Below are 24,329 nucleotides of genomic sequence, written 5' to 3'. Positions count from 1 at the left end.
AACACCGTGAACATCCGGACCTTCACCCTGGAAACCCTCGACGGCCGCGACGACAGCGTCTACGCCGTCGGCATGTCGATAACCCACCCGTACGGCGATCAGGAAGTCGTCACCTTCCGCCGCGACCCCACTTCCGGACTGTCCACCATCGCCAACACCACCACCCCGGAACGGGCGTTGGCGCAGTTCGAACGCATCACCCCCATGCGACTCGTCTGGACCGACGATCACAACTGAACCGCCACAACCAACGAAAGGGTGCGAACAGCAGTGCAGGACCGGGAACCGACAGTGCGCAGCCGCGAACTGGGCGAAGGGCTCCGCCGGATCATGGAACGCCGCGGACTCCACGCCAGTGGAATCGCCAGAGAACTGAACTGGAGCCCCAGCCGCGTGTCCCGCGTCCTCTCTGGAAAACGAGGCGGCTCCAGCCACGATGTCGCCGCCTTCATGGCCGTCTGCGGAGCCGGCGGCGACGAACGCGAACAGTTCATGGCGTTGAGCCATGACCACCGCCCCAACTGGCACCTCCACCACGACCCCGCACTCCCCAAACACGCACCCACGCTTTCCGACCACGAACAACACGCCACCCAAATCAGCACCTACCACAACAACACGATCCCCGACCTACTCCAAACCACCGCCTACGCCACCGCCCTGCTCCACACCAACCCCACCGTGCCGCGATGGCACGTCACCGACCGGGTGACCGCGCTCCGCGAACGGCAACACATCCTCGACAACGACCAGCCACCAGACTGCGTTTTCCTCATTCACGAATTCGTCCTCCACACCCCCGTCGGCAACACCGAAATCATGTCCAACCAAGTACACGCCCTCCTCCGCTGGTCCATTCGACCCGCCATCACCATCCGGATCGTCCCCCGAACGGTCGGCGTGACCGGACCATTCACCCTGCTCCACATCCGCGACTACAAACAGATCGCCCACCTCGACGCGGAAACAACCAGCCACTTCATCGAAACACCCACCGAAATCAACACCTATCGCACCCTGTTCCGCCACCTCACCACAAACGCCCTCGACGAACACCAGTCACGCCAACTCGTCACCACATTTGCCCGGACCCTCACCAGCGGACCGCCGCGCTGACCGACACCGCCCGGTCGTTCCACGCCACGACCAGGCGCCCTGGTGGGCGGCGACGCCCTGTCCCCCGCCGGTACGCGTCGCCGCCCACCCCATGGTCACTACCCACGGTTCACCTTGGCCCAGTCCCGAGACAGGACCCCGGCACTGGGCACCGGCTCGGATACTCACCCGAGCAGTTTGTCCAGGGTGATCGGCAGGTCACGAACCCGGGTACCGGTCGCGTTGAACACCGCGTTCGCGACGGCCGCCGCGACGCCGGTGACCCCGATCTCGCCGATCCCCCGCGCTCCGAGCGGGGCCCGCGGGTCGGGGATGCCGGTCCACATCACCTCGATCTCCGGCACGTCCAGATGTGCGGGGACGTGGTAGTCGGCGAGCGAGGGGTTCATGATCCGGCCGCTGCGGTCGTCGAACAACGTCTCCTCGGTCAGCGCCAGCCCGAGGCCCATGATCATCCCGCCCTTGAACTGGCTGGTCGCCGTCGCCGGATTGACGATCGTCCCGGTGTCGAACGAGCCGAGCAGGCGGCTGACCCGCACCTCGCCGGTGACCGTGCTGACCCGGACCTCGCAGAAGATCGCGGAGCTACTGTGCATCGTGAACCGCAGGAACTCCAGCGGAGGAGCGCTCGACGCGGTGACCGACACCTCGTCCCGGCCGGCCCCGGCCAGGATCGAGCTGAACTTCTCGTGCCTGCCGGGGTCCGCGACGCTCGCGACGCCCTCCTCGGTCAGCCGGACCTCGCTGGCACGCAGTCCGGACACCGGGCTGTCCTTGCCGACCAGCCGCAGCAACTCGCCGGTGAGCTTGCGCGCCGCCGCGGTGATCGCGGCGGCGTTCGACGTGGTCTGGGCCGATCCCCCGGCCATCGGTCCCTTCGGCAGTGCGGAGTCGCCGAATTCGACCGAGACCTGGTGCAGTGGCAGGCCGAGCCGGTCCGCGGCCTGCTGCGCCTGAACCGTCGCCACGCCCATACCCATGTCCTGGGCCGACGAGAAGACCGTCGCCGACCCGTCGCCGCGCAGGGTGAGGCCGACCTTGGCTGGCAGGCGCACATACGGGAACCCACCGCCGGCGCAGCCCATGCCGACGGCCCACTCGCCGTCGCGGCGCTCGCCTGGTGCGCGCGGCCGGTCCGCCCAGCCGAAACGCTCGGCACCGTCGCGCCAGGCCTGGCTCCCCGCGTGCTGGGAGAACTCCTGCCCGGTGATCGGATGCCGATGCGGCGTGTTGCGCAGCCGCAGCTCGATCGGGTCGACTCCCAGCTCGCCGGCCAGTTCGTCGACCGCGCTCTCCAGCGCGAAGCTGCCGATGGCCTCCCCCGGTGCGCGCATGAAGGTGTTGGGCACGATGTCCAGATCGAGGTGGCGCTGGTGGAACCGGTAGCTCCCGGCCCGGTAGGCCAGTCTGCTGCCCGAGGCGAACTGCTCGGGACAGGCCGCGTAGGGCGGCATGACCGAGTATCCGGTGTGGACCAACGCGGTGAGGTTGCCCTCGGCGTCGGCACCGATGGCGACCCGCTGCTCGGCCGGGCTGCGGCCGCCGATGATGCGGTAGACCCCTTCCCGGCTCAGCATCAGCCGCACCGGCCGGTCCACGATCCTGGCCGCCGCCGCGGCGATGATGTGGTGGTCCCACATCGCCTTCGCGCCGAACGCGCCGCCGACGAACGGCGAGCGCACCCGGACCTGCTCCGGCTTGAGGTCGAACAGGCCGGCCAGCGCCCGTGCGGTGGTCGCGACCGCCTGGTTCGCGTCGTGCACGACCAGGGTGCCCTGCTCCCAGGCCACGGTCACCCCGTGCAGCTCGATGGCGTTGTGGTTGAGCGGCGGGGTCCGGTAGAGGTTGTCGACCCGGTGCGCCGACCGGCCCAGCTCCCGCTCGGCGTCGCCGACCGACTGCGGGTTCCTGTCCAACAGCAACGAGTCCAGGCTTCGCGCGTCGGTCTTGGCGTCCTCGAACCGTACCCGCGCGGTCTGCTCGGTGTAGTCGACCTCGACCAGCGACGCGGCGTGGTCGGCCTGCTCCTGGGTCTGGGCCACGACCACGGCGACGACCTGGCCGTTGTAGCGGACCTCGGGGTCCTGCATGATCGGCAGGCCGCTGTTGCCCGCGGCGCTCATGTTGACCCCGCCCAGCATGGCGGGAATGCCGAGCCGTGGCATGTTCCGGTAGGTCAGCGCCAGCAGCACCCCCGGTGCGGCCTCCGCGGCAGCGGTGTCGATCCGGCTGATGCGCCCCCGGGTGACCGTGCTGTGCACCAGGGTCGCGTAGGACAGCCGGTCCAGCGCGACATCGGTCGCGAACACCGCCTCTCCGGCCGCCTTGAGCAGACCGTCGACGCGCCTGGTGGGCCGCCCGGTCAGCACCCGCTGCTCGATCAGTGGATCCGGGCTGCCACCCGGCAGCCAGCGCGCCGGGACCCGCCCCAGTACCGCCCGGATCGTGGCGATGGCGGCGTTCTGGACCTTGCTCACCGGTCACCTCCGACCAGTCCGGTGAGGACCGAGACCACGGTCCGGCGCACCAGTTCGACCTTGAACCTGTTGCCGGGCAACGGCTTCGCCTGCGCCAGCTCGTCGGCGACGGCGTCCTCGAACGCGCCGGTCGTGGCCGGAGCGCCGACGAGCGCGGCCTCGGCCAGCGACGCCCGCCACGGTTTGGCCGCGACACCGCCGAGCGCGATCCGCACCTGGTCGACCCGTCCGTCCGTTGTGGACACTCCGGCGGCCACGGAGACCAGCGCGAAGGCGTAGCTCGCCCGATCGCGCACCTTGCGGTAGTCCGACGCACCGGTGAACGGGGAAGCGGGGAGCTCGACGGCGGTGATCACCTCGTCGTCGCCGAGCACCGTCTCCAACTCGGGCCGGGATCCGGGCAGCCGGTGGAACTCGACGAGCGGGACGACGCGCGAGCCGTCGGCGCCGGCCAGGTGGACTCGGGCGTCCAGCGCCGCGAGCGCGACGCACATGTCCGAGGGATGGGTTGCCAGGCAGTCCGCCGAGGCACCGAAGATCGCGTGGTAGCGCTGGAATCCGCCGACCGCGTCGCATCCGCTGCCCGGTCGGCGCTTGTTGCAGCGCGAGCCGGCGGCGTCGGCGAAGTACGCGCACCGGGTTCGCTGCATCAGGTTCCCGCCGACCGTGGCCATGTTGCGGATCTGCCCCGACGCACCGGCCAGGACCGCGCGGCTGAGCATCGGGTACCGCCGCCGGACGATCGGGTGGGCGGCCACGTCGCTGTTGCGGGCGGCGGCGCCGATGGACAGCCCGCCATCGGGAGTCGCCTCGATCGAGTCCGACAACCCGGTCACGTCCAACAGCCGGACGGGCCGCTCGACGCCTTTGTACATCAGGTCGACGAGGTTCGTACCGCCCCCGAGCAGACGCCAGCCCGCCGACCCCTTCAGCCGCACGGCCTCCTCGACCGACGTGGCGCTGTGGTACTCCACCGGCATCATGCCGCACCGTCCCCGGAGACCCGCACGATCGCGTCCACGATCCCGTTGTGTGCGCCGCATCGGCACAGGTTCCCGCTCATCCGTTCCCTGATCTCCTCCCGGGACAGCGTGACCTCCGCGTCGAGATCGGCGGTCAGGTAGCTCGGCGCGCCGGCCGCCGCCTCCGCGAGCATCCCGACCGCGGCACAGATCTGGCCGGGGGTGCAGTAGCCGCACTGCATGCCCTCGTGTTCGACGAAGGCGGTCTGCATCGGGTGCGGCGCCTCGGTGCTGCCCAGCCCCTCGATCGTGGTGACCGATTTCCTGTCGGCCTGCGCGGCGATGGTCAGGCAGGACAGCACCCGCCTGCCGTCGACCAGGACCGTGCAGGCGCCGCAGGCGCCCTGTCGGCAGCCGACCTTGGTACCGGTCAGGTTCAGGTGCTCACGCAACAGGTCGAGCAGGGAGACCCGCGCGTCCTCGGGCACGGTGACCTCGGAGCCGTTGACCCGGATCGTCATCGCCGCGTCGCCCCGAACCGGGCGGCCACGTGCTGGCCGGTCAGGTCGATGCCCGCGATGTCACGGATGGTCGAGGGTGCGGCTAACCAGGACCCCACGGATTGCTGGTGGCTCATGCACCCCAGTCTGGAGCCGGCAGACCGTGGTAGGAATCATTATGAGTCCGGTTTACATGAGCGGGAGTACGCCCGTCATCGACCAGCTGTCCGAGATCTTCGACCTCGTCGAGGTGCGCGGAGTGCTCTCCGGCGGGTTCGCGATGCGCGGACCGTGGGTGGCCGAGGGCCCCGTCGACGGGGCGTTGAAGCTGATCGCGTCGGTGGCCGGAGATGCCGAGCTCCGTACCGATGGCGTCGCCGAGCCGCTGTGGCTGGGACCGGGGGACGTGGCTGTGCTCAACGGCCGGGTGTGGCTGGCACTGCGTGGCGGCAAGGGCGATGGTCCGCCGGAGGAACTGGCGATGGCCGAGTCGTTCGCGCCGCTGAATGACGTCGACCGCGCGGTCGCCGACAATGTCGGCGTCGGTGGGCGGATCGACCTCAACGAGACCGGCCGGGCGCTGCTCATGCAGGCGCTGCCGCCGGTGGGCGTTGTCCGGTCGTCGGATCCGACCGCGTCGCACCTGCGCCACGAACTCGACCGCGTGGTCGACGAACTGACCGATGGCCGGATGGGCTCGGCGTTCGCGATCCGGCAACGTGCCCAGTTGCTCGCGCTGGAGGTGCTGCGCGCCTACGCGAACCGGGCCGACCTGCCGCCGGGCTGGCTGCGCCTGCTGGCCGACGACCGGCTGCGACCGGCGCTGGCCATCATGCACGACGCGCCGGGCAGGCCGTGGGGGCTGGCGGAGCTGTCCCGGGCGGCGGGCATGTCGCGGACCTCGTTCGCGGAACGGTTCCGGGCCGTCGCCGGGATGCCGCCGTTGGCCTACCTCGGCCACTGGCGGATGCTGCTCGCCCAGCGGGCACTGCGTGCCGACCAGAGCGGCATCAGGTCGCTGGCCACCGACCTCGGCTACGCCTCCGAGAGCGCGTTCAGCACGGCGTTCAAGCGCGTCGTCGGCGTGGCCCCGGCCCACTACCGCGATCGGGTACGCAACGGGGCCGCCACCGATTAGGTTTTCCCGCCCCGCCCGTCTGTACTGGCATGACGCGAAAACTGATCTTCGGCATGAACCTGACCCTGGACGGCTACATCGCCGCGCCCGGTGGCGACCTCGGCTGGAGTGGGAGTGAGGGACCGGACTCGTCGCCGAGCGACGAGCTGTTCGGGTGGTGGTCCGACCGGGTGGCGGCGACGGGCCTGGCGCTGTACGGGCGCAAGCTGTGGGAGGCGATGAGCTCCCACTGGCCGACCGCCGACCAGCAGCCCGGCGCCACCCCGGCGGCGATGGAGTACGCCCGCCGCTGGCGGGACATGCCGAAGGTGGTGTTCTCCTCGACGATCGACAAGGTCGACTGGAACACCCGCCTGGTCACCGGCGACGCGGTCACCGAGATCACCCGGCTCAGGGCCGAGGACGGCGGCCCGATGGACATCGGCGGCGCGACGCTCGCCGGGGCCGCCATGCGAGCCGGGCTGATCGACGAGTACGTGCTGGTCACCGTGCCGGTCCTGGTGGGCGGCGGCACGCCGTTCTTCACCGCGCTGGACAGCTGGGTGAACCTGACCCTGGTGGAGACGCGGACGTTTCCCGGCGGCGTGGTGCTGACCCGCTACGAGACAAGGCGATGATCACCGTGTCGGCGGCAGGTCCAGCCATGGTGTGTCGGTGACGTCGAATCCGGTGAGCTCGGCGATCTTCCCGTCGACGATGTGCAGGAGCGCGACGGCGAACAGCCGGTATTCCGGGTCGTCGGGGGTGCGCAGGTACAGCACGGCGGCCGGCATCAGGTTGACCGTCGTGGCGACACCGCGCCAGTCGTCGTGGCCGCGTCGGAAGAGCCCACCGGAGACCCAGCCGTCCACCGCGTCCTTGGCCGTCATGACAACGGTGCCCGGGTCGGGCAGCATCGCGAAGCGCAGGTCGTCGCGCAGCAGGGACGTCAGCCCGTCGAGGTCGTTGCGCTCGTGGGCGTCGATGTAGGACTTCACCACGCCGCGCTCGTCATTCGACAGCTCGTGGGTGGCGGGGCCGCACCAGTCGAGGCGGCGGCCGGGCAGCCGCTCGCGCATCGTCACGCGCGCCCGCTGCAGTGCGCTGGTCACCGAGGCGACGGTCAGCTCGAGGGCGTCGGCGGCCGTCGACGCCGGCCAGCCGAGGACGTCGCGCAGGATGAACACCGCCCGCTGCCGCGGCGGCAGGTGCTGGACGGCGACGATGAACGCCAGCTCGATCGTCTCCCGGGCGACCACCGATTCCTGCGGGTCCTCGGGGAGCATCCGGTCGGGGTAGGGCTGCAGGTACGGCACCTCGGAGCCGGCGTCCGGCAGCCCGGACGGTACGGGTGTGCGGTCGTTGCGCTTCTCCAGGAAGTCGAGACAGACGTTCGTCGCGATCCGGTACAGCCAGGTCCGCAGCGCGGCGTGGCCCTTGAACGACGCCCGCTTGTGCCACGCCCGCAGGAACGTCTCCTGCGTCATGTCCTGGGCGTCCTCGTAGTTCGCGAGCATCCGGTAGCAGTGCACCCGCAGCTCACGCCGGTGGCGCTCCGTGATGAGCGCGAACCGCGCCGCATCACCTGAGCGGACCGCCGCGAGGAACGTGGCCTCGTCGGCGCCCAGCGGTCTGGCGTCGGTCATGGTCAGCCATCCTTCCACCGGTACGAGGGGCTACCAGAACTGACGATGTGGCGAAGGATTTCTGATCGGTGACGGTCGTCCCCCGTGCCTGACCGTCAGTCTGGTTGGAAGAACGCGAGCATCTTCTTGGCGGCGTCCGGTGCCATCAGTTGTTCCTGTAGGACCGCGGACATCCGGGCGGCGGCGCCGGTGCGTTCGAACATCTCGCGTTCGTATTCCCTGACCGCGGCGGGAAAGTCGTCCGGCTGCGCGGCCAGCGCGAGACCGAGCACCGCGCCGTCGAGCAGCGCCATGTTGGCCCCCTCCCCCGTCGGCGGCATCAGGTGCGCGGCATCGCCGACCAGCGTGACGCCTGGCCTCGACGGCCAGGTCAGGCCGACCGGAAGCGTGCTGATCGACCGCGGCACCACCGTGTCATCACAGGCCGCGATCAGCGCGGTGAACCGTGGGTGCCAACCGGGGAGCAGGTCGATCAGCCGCGCCCGGGCGGCGGCCGGGTCGTCGACCGGGATCCCGCTGGTGGCGAACCAGTCCTCGGCGGTGCGGTAGAAGCTGAGGCCGATGCGCACGCGGCCGTCGCCGTTGCGCTGCGCCGCCAGGGACAGTCCGTCACCGAGCACCCAGTAGGTGCCGCGCCCGACCATCGCCGCGAGGTCGGGGTGGGTGCGGTCGATGTCGGGAATGCCGACCTCGACGACGTTCTGGCCAAGGTGCACCGGCCGGGCGTCGGTGAGCAGCGCGCGCACCCTGGACTGCGCGCCGTCCGCGCCGACCAGCAAATCAGCCCGCGCGCTACCGCCGTCGGCGAAGCGCAGCACGCCGTCGGCGGCGGACTCGACCGCGCGCCCCCAGCGGACCGCGCCGTCGGGGAGGGAGTCCAGCAGCAGGTCGCGCAGGTCGGCGCGGTCCACCTCGGGTCGCGCGAGCGGGGCGTCCGCCGGCGTGTCCTCCTGCAGCAGCAGGGTGCCGTCCGGCTCGAGCAGCCGCATGTCCTGGCCTTCACCACGGGAGATCGCGTGGAACTGGTCGAGCAGACCCGCCTCGCGCAGCGCCCGCTGGCCGGAGTGGATGTCGAGCATGCCGCCCTGCCCGCGCGCGTCCCGCGACGACTCACGCTCGTACACGACGGCGTCGATGCCGTGCACGTGCAGCACCCGGGCGAGCATCAGGCCGCCGAGGCCGGCGCCGGCGATAGCGATGGTCATGACTGTCCCTTCCGTCGATACACCGTATTTCTCGATACACTGTATCGCAGCGATGCGATGTACTGTTCCGGCATGTTGGTGTGGGAGCGGCCGGAGCCACCGAATCGACCGACGCCGGCCCCGCTGAGCCGGGAACAGATCGTGCGCACGGCGATCGAACTGGCCGACGCGGACGGCCTGGACGCGGTGTCGCTGCGCAAGGTCGCCACCGCGCTCGGCGTCGGCCCGATGCGGCTGTACGGCTACATCGCCAGCAAGGAGGAGCTGCTCGACCTGATGGTCGACGCCGTCCACGCCGAGATCCGGCCGGCGGGCGAGGGCTGGCGGGACGTGCTGCGGTCGCTTGCCGAAGCCACCCGGCACGCCGCGCACGAGCACGAATGGCTCGCCGACCTACTGGGTGGCCGGCCCCAGCTCGGGCCGCACGCGCTGGCCACCGGGGAGGCCGTGATGGCCGCGCTGGACGGCGTGCACGTGGACCTCGTCATGCCGGTGGTCGCCGCCGTCAACGCGTACGCGATCGGCGCGGTGCGCCGGGAGATCGCCGAGCGGCGGGCCGAGCGGGCCACCGGGATGGACGAGCAGCGTTGGCAGCGCACCCTCGGGCCCTATCTGCAACGGACCTTCGCCACCGGCCGGTTCCCGGCGGTGGCCACGGTCGTGCGCGATGCCGCCCACCTGGACGCCGACCAGACCTTCCACACCGGCCTCGACTTCCTGCTCGACGGCATCGCCGCCCGCGGAAAGCCCTGAATGCCTCATTGAGGACGTTGAGCGTCCCGAATGAGTCATTCAGGGCGTGGGTCAGGCCACGACCTGCTCGCTGTGCGCGTCGGCGAGCACGATTCGGACGTGTCGCGGGGCGTACTTGTGCGCCTTCTGGATCATCTTGGCCAGATCGAACTTCTCGGCGAGCACGGTGACGTGGAGCGGCGCGGGCATCGCGGGATGCGGCGGCGGGAAGGGGACGCCGGCCGGCAACCCGGCACCCTGCCGCAGCCGCACACCGATCAGTGCGTGCTGGCCGTTCGGCGGCGCCACGACGAACTGCGTGACATCTGTCCACGGCAGCACCACGGCGCCGATCCGCACCCCGGCCGCATCGAACTGGAACGCCGTGCGCTGGCCCTCGAACCAGGCGATGATGAACGGCACCGCCGCCACGATGACCACCCCGCCCTTCACGTCCATCGCCGCACCCAGCAGCGCGGCCAGCGCGACCACGCCGGCGATCGATCCCCACAGCCCGGCCTGGGCCTTGGCGGAGAACGGATGGGTGACGCGGTAGCGCTCCCACCGCGCGCGGCGGCGGGTGGGCTGAGCGGTCTGTGCGTAGCCTGGCGGCTGCGTCATCGTGGATGCCCCTCTCGGCAAGCCGGTGTGCCCGGCAAACCTCGCAGCCAGCACCGACCGTGACCAGGCCAGCCACCGGCCATCGCTGGCCGGTGACCTCACCCACTCACCCGATGACCTTCGGCACGGCGACCAACTCCACCTCGTGTCCCGCCACCACGGGGTACTTGCGCTGGTGTTCCCTGTCCTGGTCGCCTGCCGGTCGGCCACCACCCATGGCACCGCCAACGGGGACACCGCTCGACGTGCCGCCACCACCCCCTGGGGTGCGGACCGCCTGCGTGTCTTCCCGCGAGGCGGTGCCACGGGCACCGCCGGCCCGCGCACCACCAGCGGAGCGGGGTGCGGCGGCCGAGCCGACCGGAACACCACCGCCGCGCGCCGCGGGCATCCCACCACCGGACCGCGACGCGTCCGGCACGGTGCTGGAAAGGGACGTGCCGGCAAGGGACGTGCTGGTAAGGGGCATCGCGCCAGACGTGTTGGTGGTGCTGTCCATCGAGGTCGGCAGGCCACCCAACGTGGACCCACCGCCACCGGACCCGCCGGGTGCGGACATCGACGAGCCGCCGCCGCTCCCCGACGCCCCCGCGGACGCGGTGTTCCCGCCGACCGTCGGCGTTTCCGGCACGGCCGCCGCACTCGCCGGGCCCGCGCCGCCGGCGGCCCGGGCCTCGGCGCCGACGCTCTGCTGGCTGATGCTGTCCATCGCCGTCTGGAGCAGCTCCACGACGGCCATGCCGCCCTTCACCAGCTTGAGCAGGTTGTCCCCGCTGGCCACCAACGCCGCCAGCTTCGCGGCGATCCGCAGCGCGTACTCCACGGCGATCCCCACGCACGGCGGGATGGCCTCCACCACGCTCTGGCCGAAGGTCTCCGCCGCCCGCGCCACGGCCTGGGTCAGGATCGGCACGATCTGGGCCACCGCCTGAGCGATCAGCTCGGTGATCTCGGCGATGGCCTGGGCCACCACCTGGGCCGCGCCGATGATCGCGCTGGCCACGGTGTTGCTCGCCTCGCCGAGACCCGCGACGCCATCGGCGTGCACCGCGCCGGAACTCCGGTACTCCGTGGCGGCCTCACCGGACCAGTCGGCGGTCTGGGCGCTGGTCGACGCCCGGTAGCCGCCGGCGACCTCGGCGATGTCCCCGCCCGCGGCGCCGAAGTCCTGCGCCCCGGACATGACCGAGGACGGGTTGCCGCCCCGCAGCTGGGTGAGCGGTTCGTCCAGGAACGACACCAGGGGCGTGAACCAGGACAGGCCGGCCGCCGCGAGCCCGGACAACGGGGTGCCCATGCCGCTCAGCAGGCCAAGCGGCGCGCCAGGCACGCCGAGTCCCGGCGCCACCCAGCCGTTGGCGCGCACCGCGGCGTTGGTCTCCCGCAGATCGGTGACCATCTTGGCGGTGTTCAGGTCGGTCATCGGCACAGCTCCCGGGTCAGGTGGGCCAGCGTGGCGTCGTTGGTCCGGTCGGTGTGCTGGTAGCCGGCCGCGGTGGCGGTCATGCCGGCGCTCATCTCGGCCACCGACGTCGCCGCGCCCGTGACCGTGTTCGCCACCTGGGTCATGGCGCCCTGCAGGCCGGCGGTGAGGAACTGGGTGAACGGGCCGAGCGCGAGGTCGGCGAGGCCGCTCGGCAGCCGGCCGCCGATGGCGGACAGCTGGTCGGCGACGTCACCGAGGGCGCCGGCGTGGCCGGCGAGCTGGTCGGTGTCGACATCGAACTGGGCGTCGGTCATCGCGTGATCTCCGGCGGGTTGGTGAAGTACTCGTCGTCGTCCTGGTTCTTGCTCACCGGCACACCGGCCGGCAGCTGCTGCCTGATCACCTCGAGCGCGGGGCCCTCCCCCAGGTACTTCGTGGAGATGCCGACGACCTGGGCGCTGACCGCGCGTCGCGCCCTGCCCGTGGTGTCCAGGATCAGTCGCGCCAACTCGTCGGACTCGAGGCTCCGGGCGGCAGGGGTGAGGGTGAGATCCTCCAGCGTGCCGCTGGCGCTGACGCGCACCTCGACCTCGCCGCGTGGCGAGACCGCCGTGCCGCCGACCTGTCGCAGGCGCGCGCCGACGTCCTTGGCGCGCGTCGCGACCTCGGCGAGCCGCTGGTCGTACTGCGCGAGCCACTGTTCAGGATCCATCATGTTCCCTTCCGGCGATCATGGCCACGATGTTGAGCGCGTGGCGCATTTCTTTCTGGGTCAACGAGTTCACGCTGATCCAGCCGTCCTCCCCCCGGTCCACCCGCACCCGGCCGCGCGGACCGTCCAACCAGGACAGTTCGAGCTCGGCCCTACCGGTGCCGCGGTGGGTGGCGCCGAGCTGTCCGGCGCCGAGCAGTTCGGGCAGCACGCCACCGACCTCCTCCAGTGCCTGCGGATCGCCGCCGTCCGGCGGCAGCGTGATCGGCATCGTGACCGTCGCCTCAATCTCGGGAACCATCCCGTTCAACTCCTCTGCCAACGTGTTCATGGCGATCCGCCGGATCCGCACCCCGGTGGTCGCCGGATCGCCGGTCAACGGCTGGCGACAGATCAGCGCCCAGGACCGGTAGACCACGGCCGCGACGCCGACGGTCGTGCCCGGACTGGTCAACACGAGGTCGACGCTCCCCCGGCACTCGCGCAACGCCGTGACCACCTCCGCCGCGATGCCCAGCGGCCCGCGCTCGCCGGCGAGCCCGCGGGCCCGCAGCGTCACCCCGGCCGCGGCCAGCAGCACCTCCCGCTCGCCCGCGATCCGGCCGAACTCCGGCACTCGCAACGGGAACGGGAACCGCGCGCCGGCGTGCTCGGCGAGCAGGTCCAGCTCCACGAGCCCGAACAGCACACCGGGGTTCGCGGTCACGGGCGCGGTGGTCACAACGAGTTCTCCTCGTCGGTGAACCGCAGGGACGCCTCGGTCTCGCCACGCTGGTACTGCCGCACGGTGGCGTCCAGCGCCCGGTGGTAGCTGGCCAGTTCGGTGTCGGCCGCGCTGACCTCGCCGGTGAGCCCGGACGGGCCCGCCGCCTCGAGCAGCCGCAGCGCGAGGTGCCGCGCGGGCGGCGCGCTGCCGAGCAACGGCTGGCGCTCGGCGAGCCGCCGCGCCGTGGACACCAGGCCGTTGGTCTGGTCACCGATGTCGACCAGGGCTTTGAGCTGGCCGATCAGCTCCTCGGTCAGCACCTCGAAGTCGTGCCCGGAGGGCTTCCTAGAGACCAACGCCGTTCTCCCTGTCCGTCGCGGCCCCGATCACCGCGGCGCTGCCGCGCTCCCCCACCGCGAAGATCCCGCTGTCCACGGTGGGCAGCCGGGTCTGATGGGGTTTGTCCTTGTCCTCTTCCCCGCGCATCGGGGCCATCGCCGGCCCCATGAACCCGCCGCCCAGCCCGCGCCGGACCGCGTCGGACCGCACGGCGCTCTCCGCGGCGAGCACGCGCCCCACCGGTCCCGGGGCGCTGCCGAACAGCCCCCCGGGACCGGGTGCGCCGCCACCACCGCCACCGGGCGAGCCGCCGACCAACCGCGACCACGGCACCCCACCGCCACCGCCCGGGCCCCCCGCCGGGCCGCCACCGGTGACCGCCGCCGGGCTGGTCGACGACCCCGGCCCCCCGCCCGTCTCATAGGTCCTGGCCGTCGTGGCGTCCGCGCCCGCCGGCACGACCTGGTTGGCGCTGCTGGCCAGGCTCGACTCGTAGCGCCGCATCGCGCGCACCGCGTCGGCCTTGGACGCACCGGCCACGGCGTCGGCGGTGAACACCCGCATGCCGCCCACCAGCACCGCCTGCACCGGCGACAGCGGCCCGGCGCCGACCGCGCTGGTCGCGATCGTCATCGGATCCGGCGGCGGTGGCGGCATGGTGTTGCGCGCGAGGACCAGCGCGTCCCCCGCCTCGCTGGTCGCCTGCTGGACCGTGCCCGCCCGGGCGCCGGCGTTCCAGATCCGATCGGACAGCTCGTCGAGCCGGTCCGCGGCCAGGCCCGCCGCCCGGCCCTGCCAGTTCGACCGGAGCGCGGCGCCCTCCCGGCGCAGCCCGTCGGCGAAGTCGGCCAGCGCGACGCTGTGCCGCCCCCACTCGGCGGCGACCGCGCTCACCTCCTGGACGTCCGCGTCCCGCCAGATCATGTCGTACAGCTGTTGGTGGCTGTAGGCGTTCCAGTTCGTGCCGCCCGACACGGTCGACGCGCCGAAGAAGCCGGCCCACACGCTGTCCAGCGCGTCGGTCAACGTCAGGGCCAGCGTCCCTGTCAACCTCCCGAGCGGCCCGTCCGGACTCACCACGCCGGTGACCGCGCCCACGAGATCCTCAACAGTCTCGAACACGGAACAGACCATCGCGCCGACGGCCGCCGTCAACCAGGACTTCGCACCGGACTTCTATGTCCGGTCGCGGAAACCGCAGGTCAGGTCGGGTCGACCAGGTGTGACTGGAGGCGGGCGTGTCGGAACTGGTAGACCGCGCCGACCTGCCGCAGCACACCGCGCCGGGCCGCGTCGTCGAGGAAGGCGACCATCGCCCACGGCAGCCGCCCGGTCAGCGGCAGCCAGATCCGCGCGAAGATCAACCACTGGCCCCACGCGGTCAGGCTGATCCCGATCGCGAGCCCGATCACCGGCCCGAGCACCAGGTCCAGGACCAGCCCGACCGGGAACAGGTAGCCCAGCGCGATCGTGGTCAGCAGCAGATGGACCAGCCCGAGCACCAGACCAAGGCCGAGGAACTCGACGACCACGACCGACCGGTTGGTGCGCAACAGGTCGAGCGGGCCGACGGCGGACTTGAGATCGACCGAGGTCTCCAGGCCGGCCAGCAGCCCCCAGCCGAGACCGGCCATCGTCCCCAGGCCGACCCCGACCGCGAGGCCGCCGAGGAACCCGGCCCCGGGAAGGCCCAACGGGTCGATCCCGGCCGCGCCGACGAGCCCCAGCACCAGCCCGAGGCCGATCCCGCCGGCCACCCCGACCAGGCTCCGGCGACCGAACCGCGCCCGCAGCTGCCTGGTCCCGCCGTTGGCGCGCAGCTGGACCCGGGACGGTTCGAACGCCCCGCCGCCGAGCATGATCCCCGCGCCGTGGGCGAGGCCGAAGGCCACGCCGAACCCGATCCAGTACCCCACGGTGGTCAGCAACGCCGCCTGTCCGCTACCGCCATCGGCCAGCTCCGCGATCAGGGTCAACGCCCCGGACAGCACGCCGACGACCAGCCCGCACACCATGCCGACGACCGGCATCCGCGCGCGCCTGCGCATCGTGGTGCCCAGCTGCCACCACGCCAGGTCGTGGGTGCCGAGCCGGTCGAGGTGCCAGGCGAGGTAGGCGAGCCAGCCCCGCGCCCGCTCGGCGTCCCACCGCGCGCGCTGGTCCCGGTAGACCGTGGGGATGAACCGGCTCAGCAGGTGGTCCTCGATCTCGTGCTGGCTGCCGAACCGGTTGGTGTCCAACAACTCCGCCGGGTCGCGGCCGGCGGCGTCGCTGTAGACGGTGCGGGCGAGGCCCACCATCAGCGGCGTGGTCAGCACGGCGCGGAGGTTGACGCTGGCCGGCCGCTCCGGGTGGTCGCGCAACTGGGCCAGGACCGGGTCCCACACGGTCCCGCCCGCGTCGCTGCGGGTGGTCCTTGGCAGGTAGTCGATCAGGTCGGCCACGGTGAGGTCGGTGAGCCGGACCGCCGCGGCCGCGGTCAGCGCGTCCGCGCCGGCGACGGCCGCGTACTCGCCAGGCCGGCTGGTCACCAGCAGCGGCAGGTCGGTGGTGTTGAGCGCGTCCAGCGCGGTCCGGTGCAGGCCGACGGCGAGTTCGTCGAACCCGTCCAGCACCGGCAGGATGCGATCGGCGTCGACCAGCGCGGTCGCCAGGTTCGCCTTGTCGGGGCCGGTCGCGGCCAGCCCGGGATGGTCCCGGATCAGCTGCCAGACCAGCCAGTCCCGGAAGGTCGTGGTGGTCGGGTTCCAGGAACCGATGCCGAGCACGATCGGCACGGCGTCCCCACGGCCGCGAGTCCTGAGCCGGTCGAGCACGAACCGCGCGGCCAGCACCGACTTGCCGGAGCCCGCCCGGCCGAGCACCACCAGTCTCCCGGACGGGATCCGCCGGTAGATCTCGACGATCTCGGGCAGCCGGCCGGCCAGGTCCAGCCGGCTCGCCGACTCACCTGGCGCGACCCGGCAGATGTTGGCCCACTGGTCCATCACGTCCTCGGGCGCGGACTGCCAGCGAACCGGCAGCGGGAACGGGTCCTGGATCCGCCGCAGTTCCTCCTCGCGCCGCAGACCGGCCTGGACCGCGTGCGCGAGGTCGTCGGCGGCATCGGCGAGCAGGCGTTCGCGCGCGGACTCCTGGCGACGCTCGGTGACCTCGGCCGGCGGCGGTGGCGGTGGCGGTGGCTGTCCGTCCGCGACGGCCAGCAGCGTGGCCCGCTCCCCTGGCTTGAGCCCCAGCCCGTCGGCCAGCACGCGCACCGTGTCCAGCTGCGGATTGGCGCTCTCCCCGGACTCCAGGCGGCGAATGGTCCGCACCGCGAGACCGGTGCGTTCGGCCAGAATTTCCTGGGTCAACCCCGCATCGCGCCTCAGCTGCCGAAGCAGCGAGGTGAACTGGCCCGTCACGCGGAGCACCTTAGCCAACGCGGTCGGCCACTGTTCAGCGGTTGGGCAAATCGCCTCGACGATGTTTCAGCGAGGTTCTGACGACGCCCGCCAGCAAACCTCACGAGGCGCACGTTCAACGTCGAGAGTTGTTCAACACCACCCGGGAGGGATCGTGCGAGAAGCGATCTACCTCGCACCTCGAATCGTGCTCGCCATCGTCACCAGCTGCTTGGTCGCGGCGACGGGGTGTACCGCACATGAACAAGCCGCGACCGCCACGCGCACATCCGCGCCCCCGGCGACTTCCACCGCCTCAAAACAGCCGATACCGAGCGAGACAGAGGCATGTGGAGGAATCCCTTTCAACCCGGACGCAGTGGTTCCGTTTAATCCGGACAGCCGCGCGTACTCCGGCCACGGGATTCACCCAACGATATTTCTGCAACCCTCGGAACAGTGGGATCGCGATCGGCGACACCCGATCCTCCCTCTTGACCTATGTGACCGGGCTTTATGTCTACCGAGTATTTGAAGCAAAAAACGGAAACCTGCTCCGCGAATTCATGCTCGAAGGCAGCGCCGACCGAACAGGCCCGCGATGCCGCGCCGGCTGGCTCGAGACCTCGTTTCCGCTCGACAGGATAATCCGCCAAGTAGTCGACAGCAACCAACTGGCCGAAGCGGCATTTCCTGACCTCAGCGGACGGCGGCCTCGACCTGGCTGACCAGCTCGACGAGCTCGGCGCGCTCCGCCGGGTCCAGCGCCCGCTCGTAGACGCCGGCGACCAGCCGGTCGGTGTTCTCCTCGGCGACGACGTGCCGGTCCTTGAGATGCGTGCAGTCCGGCAGGTCGTCGCGCCAGCCGAAGAACCGGGCCTGCTGCTCGCCCTCGTTGGTGAGAATGGCCTCCAGGGGGCCGAGGCCGGCGGCCGTGGTCGCGACGAGGTGCACCGACCCGCGCCACTCGCGCATGACGTGCAGTAGTTGCAACAACCGGGCGGGGGCGCTCTGCGCGAGCGGCTCCGCGCGCCACCCGGCGAACAGCGGCAGCCCCGCGCCTTCCGCGGCGGCCACCACCCGTCCGGTCAGTTCCGCCGCCCGCGCGGCGGGCGCGAAGTCGGCCAGGTGGTCCTCGCCCCACGCGGCACAGGCGGCGAAGTAGCGGCGGGCGGCCTCGCGGGCACCGGCGACCGCGACGCCACGGTCCCACATCTTGCGGACCATGCCGGGATGCCACCACCCCATCGCGGCGACGACCACGTCGGCGTCGACATCGCCGAGCACACCGCCCCGGCCGGCGAAGTAGAACGGCAACGGCTTGTCGTACCCGTGTGCCACCCCGCGGGCGACGGTCTCGGAATGCAGCATCCAGGTCGAGCCGACGTCGTGGATGACGTGGTCGGCGGCTTGCACGGTCTGGGCTGCGGTCAGTTCGGCCATGCGAGCGAGGCTACCGGTGTTCAGGCTAGCGTCGTGCCCATGGAGTACAGGCGACTCGGCCGGTCCGGGCTCGAAGTGTCCACTGTCGTCCTCGGCTGCATGAGTTTCGGGGACGCGCACCGCGGCAGTCACAACTGGACGCTCGACCTCGACGCGTCGCGGCCGATCATCCGGGCCGCGCTCGAGGCCGGCATCACGACGTTCGACACCGCCAACGTGTACTCCGCCGGCAGCAGCGAGGAGATCACCGGCACGGTCCTCGGTGAACTCGCGAAACGCGACGAGGTCGTCATCGCCACCAAGGTGAACGGCCGGATGGGTCCCGGCCCCAACGGCGGCGGCCTGTCCCGCGGCGCGATCATGACGCAGGTCGAGGAGAGCCTGCGCCGGCTGAACACCGACTACCTCGACCTTTACCAGATCCACCGGCTCGACCAGGACGTGCCGATCGAGGAGATCATGGAGGCCCTCCACGACCTCGTGCGGGCCGGCAAGGTCCGCTACCTCGGCGCGTCGTCGATGTGGGCCTGGCAGTTCGCCCAACTGCAGCACACGGCGGACCTGAACGGCTGGACCCGGTTCGTGGCCATGCAGAACCAGTACAACCTGGTGATGCGCGAGGAGGAGCGCGAGATGCTCCCCTACTGCCTCGACCAGGGCGTCGGGGTGCTGCCGTGGAGCCCGCTGGCGCGCGGCCGGCTGACCCGCGACTGGGACGCGACGACCGCACGTTCCACCAACGACGACTTCGGCAGTGCGCTGTACCACCAGGCCGCCGACGCCGACCGGCGGGTGACCGAGGCCGTGGCCGCGGTGGCGGCCGAGCGGGGTGTGCCCAGAGCGCGGGTCGCGCTGGCGTGGCTGCTGCACCAGCCCGCCGTCACCGCGCCGATCGTCGGCGTCACGAAGCTCGACCACCTCACCGACGCGGTCGCGGCCGTCGACCTGACCCTGTCGGCCGACGAACTGACCCGGCTGGCGGCCGACTACGTGCCCCACGTCCCGGAAGGCTTCTGACCGAAGCGATCACCACGTGGTCACGCCGTACCAGGGACCGTAGAAGCTCAGGCTGTCGGCGATCGGGAAGTACCAGGAGACGTTGCTGTCGCCGAACACCTGACCGCAGCGATAACGACCGCCATCCCAGTACAGCTGCGCACCGCTGGTCACACCTTCGGCCACCCACGGCACCACCCCGGACATCCGGGTCACGTTCGCGCCGCCGGAGTCACCCGGCTCGACGCACGCCGAGTGCCGGGTCAGGCCGTACACGGTCATGGCCGGGTCGCCGTCGTACACCACGGCCTCGTCCTTGGCCGCGACGGCGCCGCAGGTCCACTTCGTGGTGATGCCGGACTTGCAGACGACGCTGCCGACCAGCACGTCGCTGTGACCGCCGACGGTGACGGGCACGCCCCACGACGGGTTCTGGTCGACCCATGGGCCCTGGTACCAGTACGCGTTGTCGCGGCTGATCAACGCGTCGTCCTGACCGGGGAAGTGGCTGTCCACCGTGTTGCCGAAGAAGGTGCCGTCATTGCCGGTATTGGCCTGGCCGTCGGCGGTGCAGTGGCCCGCGGTCAGCAGGTAGCCCTGACCGGTGGCGGGGTTGCGCAGGTTGAAGCCCGCGGAGCAGCTGTCCAGATTGATCCCGTCGCCGCCGTCCAGGAAGCCCGCCGCGGTCCGGGGTGGGTGGTCGGTCTCCTCGTAGGTCACGGCGTCGCCGTGCCTGGCGAGCGCGTCCAGCGCACCGGGTCGCCGCTGGCCGGTGAGCGTGGTGACGACCACGCGGTTGCGCGTGGGGTCCACGCGCCACCCGGCAAGGCCGGTCAGCGAGGACTTCCCGTTCGCCGCACGATCATCGCCGGCGGTCTTGCCGGACAACGCGTTCAGCTCGTCGAGGATGGCGTCGAGGTCGGCCGCGCCGTGCTCGACCACGACCGCGCGCGCACCGGCCGCGCGCACCTCGCCGACCCGCGCCCGGTCGGTGACGCCGACGACCAACGCGCCGGCCGCGGCATCGAACCACGAACCGCCGAACACGCCGCCCAGTGCGGAACGCAGCCGGACGTCGAGCCGCACCGCCGCCGCCTGCCGGGTGGGCAGCTCATCGACCTGGGCCGAGGACAGCCCAAGATCCCGTTGGATGGCAACGAGAACCTCGTCATCGGCCACTCCGGCGCCGCGCGGCGCGGCCGTCGCGGTGCTCACCGCCGCGGTCGCCACGAGGGTCACCGCGGCGAAGGCGGTCATCAGGATCCGGGCAGGTCGTCGCATCGCATTCCTCCCGCACGTTGGTGGAACGCATGGGAAATCGCGGCCGGCGGCCCACATTGTTAGCAATATTCCCGAACAGACCCGAATCGGCGCAGCGGGGCGAACCAGAAGGAGCACGCGCGGACGACCCGTCGGCGGTATCCCGGGGCGCTACACCGGGTTCGGGTCCACGGTGGCGCGGGAGCGGGTTTCCAGGACGGCGTGCAGCTGGCTGTCGAACGCCTCGGCGATGTCGGGCACCTCCCAGCCGTCGTTGCGCAGGACGGGTTGCTTGGCCGCTGGCTGGCGCACGATGTAGATCTTGTTCGCGGTGAAGCGGATCAGCTGGCCGGTCACCGCCGAGGAGAGGTCGCTGAGCAGGTACGTCACGATCGGCGCGATCCGCTCCGGGGTTTCCTCGGGGGGCGCGGGGGTGCGCGTGTCGGCCAGCGCCATCCTGGTGTGCGCCAACGGGAACAGCCCGTTCACCCGCACCCCGTGCGGCGCCAGATCCGCGGCCCACGCCACGGTCGCCGAGGACACCGCGCCCTTGGACGTGGAGTAGGTGGCCGCGGTGGACTGGCCGACCATCGCCAGCGACGCCATGTTCACGATCGACCCCGTGCCCTGCGCCCGCATGGCTCTGGCCGCGGCCCAACCGCAGTACAGCGATCCCAGGACGTTGACCTCGATCAGCTCGCGCATCCGCGCCGGGTTGTCCTCCCACACCAGGGCCTGGTAGCGCAGGCCGGCGTTGTTCACCAGGCCGTCGATCCCGCCGAAGACGTCCAGGCACAGCTGGACGGCCGCGTGCGCCTGGTCGGGATCGGCCACCGAGCCGACGCTGGCCACGGCCCGCCCGCCGGACTCCGTGATCAGCGAGACGACCTCGTCGGCGGGTTGCCCGTCGATGTCGTTCACCACCACCGCGGCGCCGCACGCGGCCGCGTGCAGGGCGTACGCCCTACCCAGACCCCGACCGGCGCCAGTGATCACCACGGCCTTGCCCGCGAGAATGCTCATGATCACAGTGTGTGATCCGCGCGAACGACGGTCCGACACAGTGCGGCCAAAGGTCATCCGTCCGCGCCGAGCGGACCACGCGCATCAGCCCCGCTAAGCGTCGGCCAGTGTGGTCTCGAAGGTGAGCGTCCCGCCGTTCGGGACGAACTCCAGTTTGTCGATGTTGCCGGCGGCGCCGAGGTCCCCGGCGATCAGTTCGAGGGTGGTGAGCTGGTCGGCCGGACCGTGCACGCGCACCTCCCGCACGGGCGCGCGCATGGACCGCTTCAGGTCGCTCTTGGCCTTGCGGACCGCGCCGATCGCCTGGCCGGCGAGCTGCATCAGCTCCGCGGATGCCGGATCCGCGACGTGGTCGAGGCCCGGCCAGGCCGCCAGGTGCACCGAGTCCTCGTGCCACCACGCCCACGCCTCCTCGGCGGCGAAGGGCAGGAACGGCGCGAACAGCCGCAGCAGCGTGGACAGCGCGGTGCGCAGCGCCAGCCGGGCGGACTGCCTGCCGGGCTCGGCGCCGTCGTAGGCGCGGTCCTTCACCAGCTCCAGGTAGTTGTCGCAGAAGGACCAGAAGAACCGCTCGGTGCTCTCCAGCGCGGAGGTGTACTCGAAGTCCGCCAGCGCCTCGGTGGCCTGCTCGACCACGCCGGCCAGCGTCGCCAGCATCGCCCGGTCGAGCGGCTCGGTGATCTCCGCGGTCGCCGCCGGCTCGGGGATGCCGAGCACGAACTTGCTGGCGTTGAGCAGTTTCGTGGCCAGCCGGCGGCCGATCTTCATCTGGCTCTCGTCGAACGCCGTGTCGGTGCCCGGCCGGCCGCTGGCCGCCCAGTACCGCACCGCGTCCGAGCCGAACCGCTCCAGCAGGTCCATCGGCGTGAGCGCGTTGCCCTTGGACTTGCCCATCTTCTTGCGGTCCGGATCCAGGATCCAGCCCGACAGCGCGGCGTGCCGCCACGGCGGGGTGTGCAGGGCGAGCTCCGAGCGCAGCACGGTGGCGAACAACCAGGTGCGGATGATGTCGTGGCCCTGGGGCCGCAGGTCCATCGGGAACGTCTGAGCGAACAGCTCCGGATCCGACTCCCAGCCACAGACGACCAGCGGGGTCAGCGACGAGGTGGCCCAGGTGTCCATCACGTCCGGGTCGCCGGCGAAACCACCCGGCTCGCCGCGCTGGGCGGCCGAGTATCCCGGCGGCGTGTCGGCCGACGGGTCGATCGGGAGCGCGTCCTCGGCCGGCAGAATGGGTGAGGTGTAGTCCGGCTCGCCGTCCGCGCCCAGTGGGTACCACACCGGGAACGGCACGCCGAAGAACCGCTGCCGGCTGATCAGCCAGTCGGTGTTCAGACCGCGCACCCAGTCCTCGTACCTGGCCCTCATGTAGCTCGGGTGCCAGGTCAGCTCGGTGCCCCGGCGCAACAACACGTCCTGGTGGGTGAGCGAGCGGATGAACCACTGCCGGCTGGACACGATCTCCAGCGGCTTGTCGCCCTTCTCGTAGAACTTGACCGGGCGCACGACCTTGCGCGGCTCGCCGTCCAGGTCGCCGGACTCCGCCAGCATGGCGACCACGCGCTGCCGCGCGGTGTGCACCGTGGCGCCGGCCAGCTCCGCGTAGGCCGCGCGGCCGGCGGGCGAGTCCAGGCCGGCGGGCGGTTCCGGCAGCACCCGCCCGTCACGTCCGATGATCGTGCGGGTGGGCAGCTTGAGCTCGCGCCACCACTGCACGTCGGTCATGTCGCCGAACGTGCAGCACATCGCGATACCCGCGCCCCGGTCCCGGTCCGCGCCGGGGTGGGCGAGCACCGGCACGTCCACGCCGAACAGCGGCGAGGTCACCGTGGTGCCGAACAGCTTCTGGTAGCGCTCGTCGTCGGGATGGGCGAGCAGCGCGACGCACGCGGGCAGCAGCTCGGGCCGGGTGGTCTCGATGTGCACCGGGTCGCCACCGGCGGTGTGGAAGGCGATCCGGTGCCAGGCGCCGGGATGTTCCCGGTCCTCCAGCTCGGCCTGGGCCACGGCGGTGCGGAACCCGACGTCCCACAGCGTCGGCGCCTCGGCCTGGTAGGCCTCCCCCGCGCGCGCCAGGCGCAGGAAGGCCAGCTGCGAGAGCCGCTGCACCGGCCGGCTGATCGTCATGTAGGTCATCGACCAGTCGACCGACAGCCCGAGCCGGCGCCACAGGCCCTCGAACACGCGCTCGTCCTCGACGGTCAGCCGCCCGCACAGCTCGACGAAGTTGCGCCGGGACATGCTGATCACCGGCCGCTCGTCCTTCTTCTTCAGCGGCTCGGGGTACTCGAGGTCCGGGTCGTAGGGCAGCGTCGGATCACAGCGGACGCCGAAGTGGTTCTGCACGCGCCGCTCGGTCGGCAGGCCGTTGTCGTCCCACCCCATCGGGTAGAACACCCGCATCCCCCGCATGCGCTGGAACCGCGCGACGATGTCGGTGTGGGTGTAGGAGAACACGTGTCCGACGTGCAGCGAGCCGCTCACCGTCGGCGGCGGGGTGTCGATGGAGAACACCGCCGAGCGCTCGCCGGGAGCCTGGAACCGGTAGGTGCGGTCCTGCTCCCACCGGTCGGCCCACTTGGCCTCCACCCCGTCCAGCGTGGGCCGCTCCGGCACGTTCGGCATGGCCTCGGACACGTCTACCCCACCTCACCTGCGTACTGAC

24 protein-coding genes are annotated in these 24,329 nt (G+C 71.5%); 7 read left to right on the top strand and 17 right to left on the bottom strand.

Annotation, left to right across the window (positions count from 1 at the left end):
• Window positions 1-6 precede the first annotated feature (6 nt).
• Window positions 7-237, top strand: a complete 231-nt coding sequence (locus ACYVIP_RS00375; RefSeq protein ID WP_460390682.1) for a hypothetical protein — start codon at window positions 7-9, stop codon at window positions 235-237.
• Between the two features lie 54 nt (window positions 238-291).
• Complete coding sequence (locus tag ACYVIP_RS00370; protein ID WP_460390680.1) at window positions 292-1,116, top strand: helix-turn-helix domain-containing protein; 825 nt, start codon at window positions 292-294, stop codon at window positions 1,114-1,116.
• Window positions 1,117-1,280: 164 nt separating this feature from the next.
• Here ACYVIP_RS00370 and ACYVIP_RS00365 read toward each other — a convergent pair whose 3' ends face one another.
• From ACYVIP_RS00365 to ACYVIP_RS00355, 3 genes are read right to left on the bottom strand one after another with little or no spacing between them, the layout of a single operon-like run.
• Window positions 1,281-3,593, bottom strand: a complete 2,313-nt coding sequence (locus ACYVIP_RS00365; protein WP_460390678.1) for a xanthine dehydrogenase family protein molybdopterin-binding subunit — start codon at window positions 3,591-3,593, stop codon at window positions 1,281-1,283.
• Complete coding sequence (locus tag ACYVIP_RS00360; protein ID WP_460390676.1) at window positions 3,590-4,576, bottom strand: FAD binding domain-containing protein; 987 nt, start codon at window positions 4,574-4,576, stop codon at window positions 3,590-3,592. The genes ACYVIP_RS00365 and ACYVIP_RS00360 overlap by 4 nt, the downstream gene beginning before the upstream one ends.
• On the bottom strand, window positions 4,573-5,076 hold the full coding sequence (locus tag ACYVIP_RS00355) for a 2Fe-2S iron-sulfur cluster-binding protein (protein WP_460390674.1): 504 nt from the start codon (window positions 5,074-5,076) through the stop codon (window positions 4,573-4,575). Before ACYVIP_RS00355 ends, ACYVIP_RS00360 begins: the two co-directional genes overlap by 4 nt.
• Window positions 5,077-5,233: 157 nt before the next feature.
• Between ACYVIP_RS00355 and ACYVIP_RS00350 the strand changes: the two genes are divergently transcribed.
• Complete coding sequence (locus tag ACYVIP_RS00350; RefSeq protein WP_460390672.1) at window positions 5,234-6,193, top strand: AraC family transcriptional regulator; 960 nt, start codon at window positions 5,234-5,236, stop codon at window positions 6,191-6,193.
• A 29-nt stretch (window positions 6,194-6,222) separates the two neighbouring features.
• Window positions 6,223-6,810, top strand: a complete 588-nt coding sequence (locus ACYVIP_RS00345; protein ID WP_460390670.1) for a dihydrofolate reductase family protein — start codon at window positions 6,223-6,225, stop codon at window positions 6,808-6,810.
• On the opposite strand, the gene ACYVIP_RS00340 is transcribed toward ACYVIP_RS00345, so the two are convergent.
• Window positions 6,811-7,818 carry an RNA polymerase subunit sigma-70 gene (locus tag ACYVIP_RS00340; RefSeq protein WP_460390668.1) on the bottom strand — a complete coding sequence of 336 codons (1,008 nt, stop codon included), beginning with the start codon at window positions 7,816-7,818 and terminating at the stop codon, window positions 6,811-6,813.
• A gap of 95 nt (window positions 7,819-7,913) precedes the next feature.
• Window positions 7,914-9,023, bottom strand: coding sequence for an FAD-dependent oxidoreductase (locus ACYVIP_RS00335; RefSeq protein ID WP_460390666.1), 1,110 nt, complete (start codon window positions 9,021-9,023; stop codon window positions 7,914-7,916).
• Window positions 9,024-9,095: 72 nt separating this feature from the next.
• Between ACYVIP_RS00335 and ACYVIP_RS00330 the strand changes: the two genes are divergently transcribed.
• Window positions 9,096-9,776 (top strand): TetR/AcrR family transcriptional regulator, encoded by a 681-nt coding sequence (locus tag ACYVIP_RS00330; RefSeq protein WP_460390664.1) that lies wholly within the window; start codon window positions 9,096-9,098, stop codon window positions 9,774-9,776.
• 51 nt (window positions 9,777-9,827) lie between these two features.
• Here the strand turns inward: ACYVIP_RS00330 and ACYVIP_RS00325 are convergent, their stop codons facing one another.
• From ACYVIP_RS00325 to ACYVIP_RS00290, 8 genes are all read right to left on the bottom strand, one after another.
• On the bottom strand, window positions 9,828-10,376 hold the full coding sequence (locus ACYVIP_RS00325; RefSeq protein ID WP_460390662.1) for a hypothetical protein: 549 nt from the start codon (window positions 10,374-10,376) through the stop codon (window positions 9,828-9,830).
• Window positions 10,377-10,482: 106 nt separating this feature from the next.
• Complete coding sequence (locus ACYVIP_RS00320; protein ID WP_460390660.1) at window positions 10,483-11,799, bottom strand: hypothetical protein; 1,317 nt, start codon at window positions 11,797-11,799, stop codon at window positions 10,483-10,485.
• Complete coding sequence (locus tag ACYVIP_RS00315; RefSeq protein ID WP_460390658.1) at window positions 11,796-12,116, bottom strand: type VII secretion target; 321 nt, start codon at window positions 12,114-12,116, stop codon at window positions 11,796-11,798. The genes ACYVIP_RS00320 and ACYVIP_RS00315 overlap by 4 nt, the downstream gene beginning before the upstream one ends.
• Entirely contained in the window at window positions 12,113-12,517 is a 405-nt protein-coding gene (locus ACYVIP_RS00310; RefSeq protein WP_460390656.1) for a YbaB/EbfC family nucleoid-associated protein, read from the bottom strand. The genes ACYVIP_RS00315 and ACYVIP_RS00310 overlap by 4 nt, the downstream gene beginning before the upstream one ends.
• On the bottom strand, window positions 12,504-13,235 hold the full coding sequence (locus ACYVIP_RS00305; RefSeq protein ID WP_460390654.1) for an ESX secretion-associated protein EspG: 732 nt from the start codon (window positions 13,233-13,235) through the stop codon (window positions 12,504-12,506). Before ACYVIP_RS00305 ends, ACYVIP_RS00310 begins: the two co-directional genes overlap by 14 nt.
• The gene (locus ACYVIP_RS00300) at window positions 13,232-13,576 is read right to left on the bottom strand and encodes a hypothetical protein (RefSeq protein ID WP_460390652.1); all 345 of its coding nucleotides are present in this window, start codon (window positions 13,574-13,576) and stop codon (window positions 13,232-13,234) included. The genes ACYVIP_RS00305 and ACYVIP_RS00300 overlap by 4 nt, the downstream gene beginning before the upstream one ends.
• Entirely contained in the window at window positions 13,566-14,681 is a 1,116-nt protein-coding gene (locus ACYVIP_RS00295) for a WXG100 family type VII secretion target (RefSeq protein WP_460390650.1), read from the bottom strand. Before ACYVIP_RS00295 ends, ACYVIP_RS00300 begins: the two co-directional genes overlap by 11 nt.
• 80 nt (window positions 14,682-14,761) lie before the next feature.
• Window positions 14,762-16,963 (bottom strand): helix-turn-helix domain-containing protein, encoded by a 2,202-nt coding sequence (locus ACYVIP_RS00290; protein ID WP_460390648.1) that lies wholly within the window; start codon window positions 16,961-16,963, stop codon window positions 14,762-14,764.
• Window positions 16,964-17,436: 473 nt separating this feature from the next.
• Here ACYVIP_RS00290 and ACYVIP_RS00285 point away from each other — a divergent pair, with 473 nt between their 5' ends.
• The gene (locus tag ACYVIP_RS00285) at window positions 17,437-17,670 is read left to right on the top strand and encodes a hypothetical protein (RefSeq protein WP_460390646.1); all 234 of its coding nucleotides are present in this window, start codon (window positions 17,437-17,439) and stop codon (window positions 17,668-17,670) included.
• On the opposite strand, the gene ACYVIP_RS00280 is transcribed toward ACYVIP_RS00285, so the two are convergent.
• Window positions 17,642-18,385 (bottom strand): SCO6745 family protein, encoded by a 744-nt coding sequence (locus tag ACYVIP_RS00280; RefSeq protein ID WP_460390644.1) that lies wholly within the window; start codon window positions 18,383-18,385, stop codon window positions 17,642-17,644. The genes ACYVIP_RS00285 and ACYVIP_RS00280 overlap by 29 nt on opposite strands.
• 39 nt (window positions 18,386-18,424) lie before the next feature.
• On the opposite strand from ACYVIP_RS00280, the gene ACYVIP_RS00275 reads away from it, so the two are divergent.
• The gene (locus ACYVIP_RS00275; RefSeq protein WP_460390642.1) at window positions 18,425-19,402 is read left to right on the top strand and encodes an aldo/keto reductase; all 978 of its coding nucleotides are present in this window, start codon (window positions 18,425-18,427) and stop codon (window positions 19,400-19,402) included.
• A gap of 9 nt (window positions 19,403-19,411) precedes the next feature.
• Here the strand turns inward: ACYVIP_RS00275 and ACYVIP_RS00270 are convergent, their stop codons facing one another.
• The 3 genes from ACYVIP_RS00270 to valS all read right to left on the bottom strand — a co-directional run bounded on the left by ACYVIP_RS00270 (window position 19,412) and on the right by valS (window position 24,301).
• Window positions 19,412-20,662, bottom strand: a complete 1,251-nt coding sequence (locus ACYVIP_RS00270; RefSeq protein WP_460390640.1) for a S1 family peptidase — start codon at window positions 20,660-20,662, stop codon at window positions 19,412-19,414.
• Window positions 20,663-20,812: 150 nt separating this feature from the next.
• Window positions 20,813-21,664, bottom strand: coding sequence for an SDR family NAD(P)-dependent oxidoreductase (locus ACYVIP_RS00265; protein ID WP_460390638.1), 852 nt, complete (start codon window positions 21,662-21,664; stop codon window positions 20,813-20,815).
• Between the two features lie 93 nt (window positions 21,665-21,757).
• Window positions 21,758-24,301: a valine--tRNA ligase gene (valS, locus tag ACYVIP_RS00260; protein WP_460390636.1), complete on the bottom strand. Its 2,544-nt coding sequence runs from the start codon at window positions 24,299-24,301 to the stop codon at window positions 21,758-21,760.
• Between the last annotated feature and the right edge of the window lie 28 nt (window positions 24,302-24,329).

The organism is Actinophytocola sediminis (assembly GCF_054779715.1).
This window is presented reverse-complemented; position numbering and strand designations above follow the sequence as displayed.

What these genes read in the sequence shown, in the direction of transcription:
- ACYVIP_RS00340 (WP_460390668.1), bottom strand. Translation starts at nt 7,818, where the DNA reads ATGACCGACGCCAGACCGCTGGGCGCCGACGAGGCCACGTTCCTCGCG.
- ACYVIP_RS00325 (WP_460390662.1), bottom strand. Translation starts at nt 10,376, where the DNA reads ATGACGCAGCCGCCAGGCTACGCACAGACCGCTCAGCCCACCCGCCGC.
- ACYVIP_RS00270 (WP_460390640.1), bottom strand. Translation starts at nt 20,662, where the DNA reads ATGCGACGACCTGCCCGGATCCTGATGACCGCCTTCGCCGCGGTGACC.
- ACYVIP_RS00355 (WP_460390674.1), bottom strand. Translation starts at nt 5,076, where the DNA reads ATGACGATCCGGGTCAACGGCTCCGAGGTCACCGTGCCCGAGGACGCG.
- ACYVIP_RS00275 (WP_460390642.1), top strand. Translation starts at nt 18,425, where the DNA reads ATGGAGTACAGGCGACTCGGCCGGTCCGGGCTCGAAGTGTCCACTGTC.
- ACYVIP_RS00310 (WP_460390656.1), bottom strand. Translation starts at nt 12,517, where the DNA reads ATGATGGATCCTGAACAGTGGCTCGCGCAGTACGACCAGCGGCTCGCC.
- ACYVIP_RS00265 (WP_460390638.1), bottom strand. Translation starts at nt 21,664, where the DNA reads ATGAGCATTCTCGCGGGCAAGGCCGTGGTGATCACTGGCGCCGGTCGG.
- ACYVIP_RS00335 (WP_460390666.1), bottom strand. Translation starts at nt 9,023, where the DNA reads ATGACCATCGCTATCGCCGGCGCCGGCCTCGGCGGCCTGATGCTCGCC.
- ACYVIP_RS00360 (WP_460390676.1), bottom strand. Translation starts at nt 4,576, where the DNA reads ATGATGCCGGTGGAGTACCACAGCGCCACGTCGGTCGAGGAGGCCGTG.
- ACYVIP_RS00330 (WP_460390664.1), top strand. Translation starts at nt 9,096, where the DNA reads ATGTTGGTGTGGGAGCGGCCGGAGCCACCGAATCGACCGACGCCGGCC.
- ACYVIP_RS00320 (WP_460390660.1), bottom strand. Translation starts at nt 11,799, where the DNA reads ATGACCGACCTGAACACCGCCAAGATGGTCACCGATCTGCGGGAGACC.
- ACYVIP_RS00350 (WP_460390672.1), top strand. Translation starts at nt 5,234, where the DNA reads ATGAGTCCGGTTTACATGAGCGGGAGTACGCCCGTCATCGACCAGCTG.
- ACYVIP_RS00345 (WP_460390670.1), top strand. Translation starts at nt 6,223, where the DNA reads ATGACGCGAAAACTGATCTTCGGCATGAACCTGACCCTGGACGGCTAC.
- ACYVIP_RS00315 (WP_460390658.1), bottom strand. Translation starts at nt 12,116, where the DNA reads ATGACCGACGCCCAGTTCGATGTCGACACCGACCAGCTCGCCGGCCAC.
- ACYVIP_RS00280 (WP_460390644.1), bottom strand. Translation starts at nt 18,385, where the DNA reads ATGGCCGAACTGACCGCAGCCCAGACCGTGCAAGCCGCCGACCACGTC.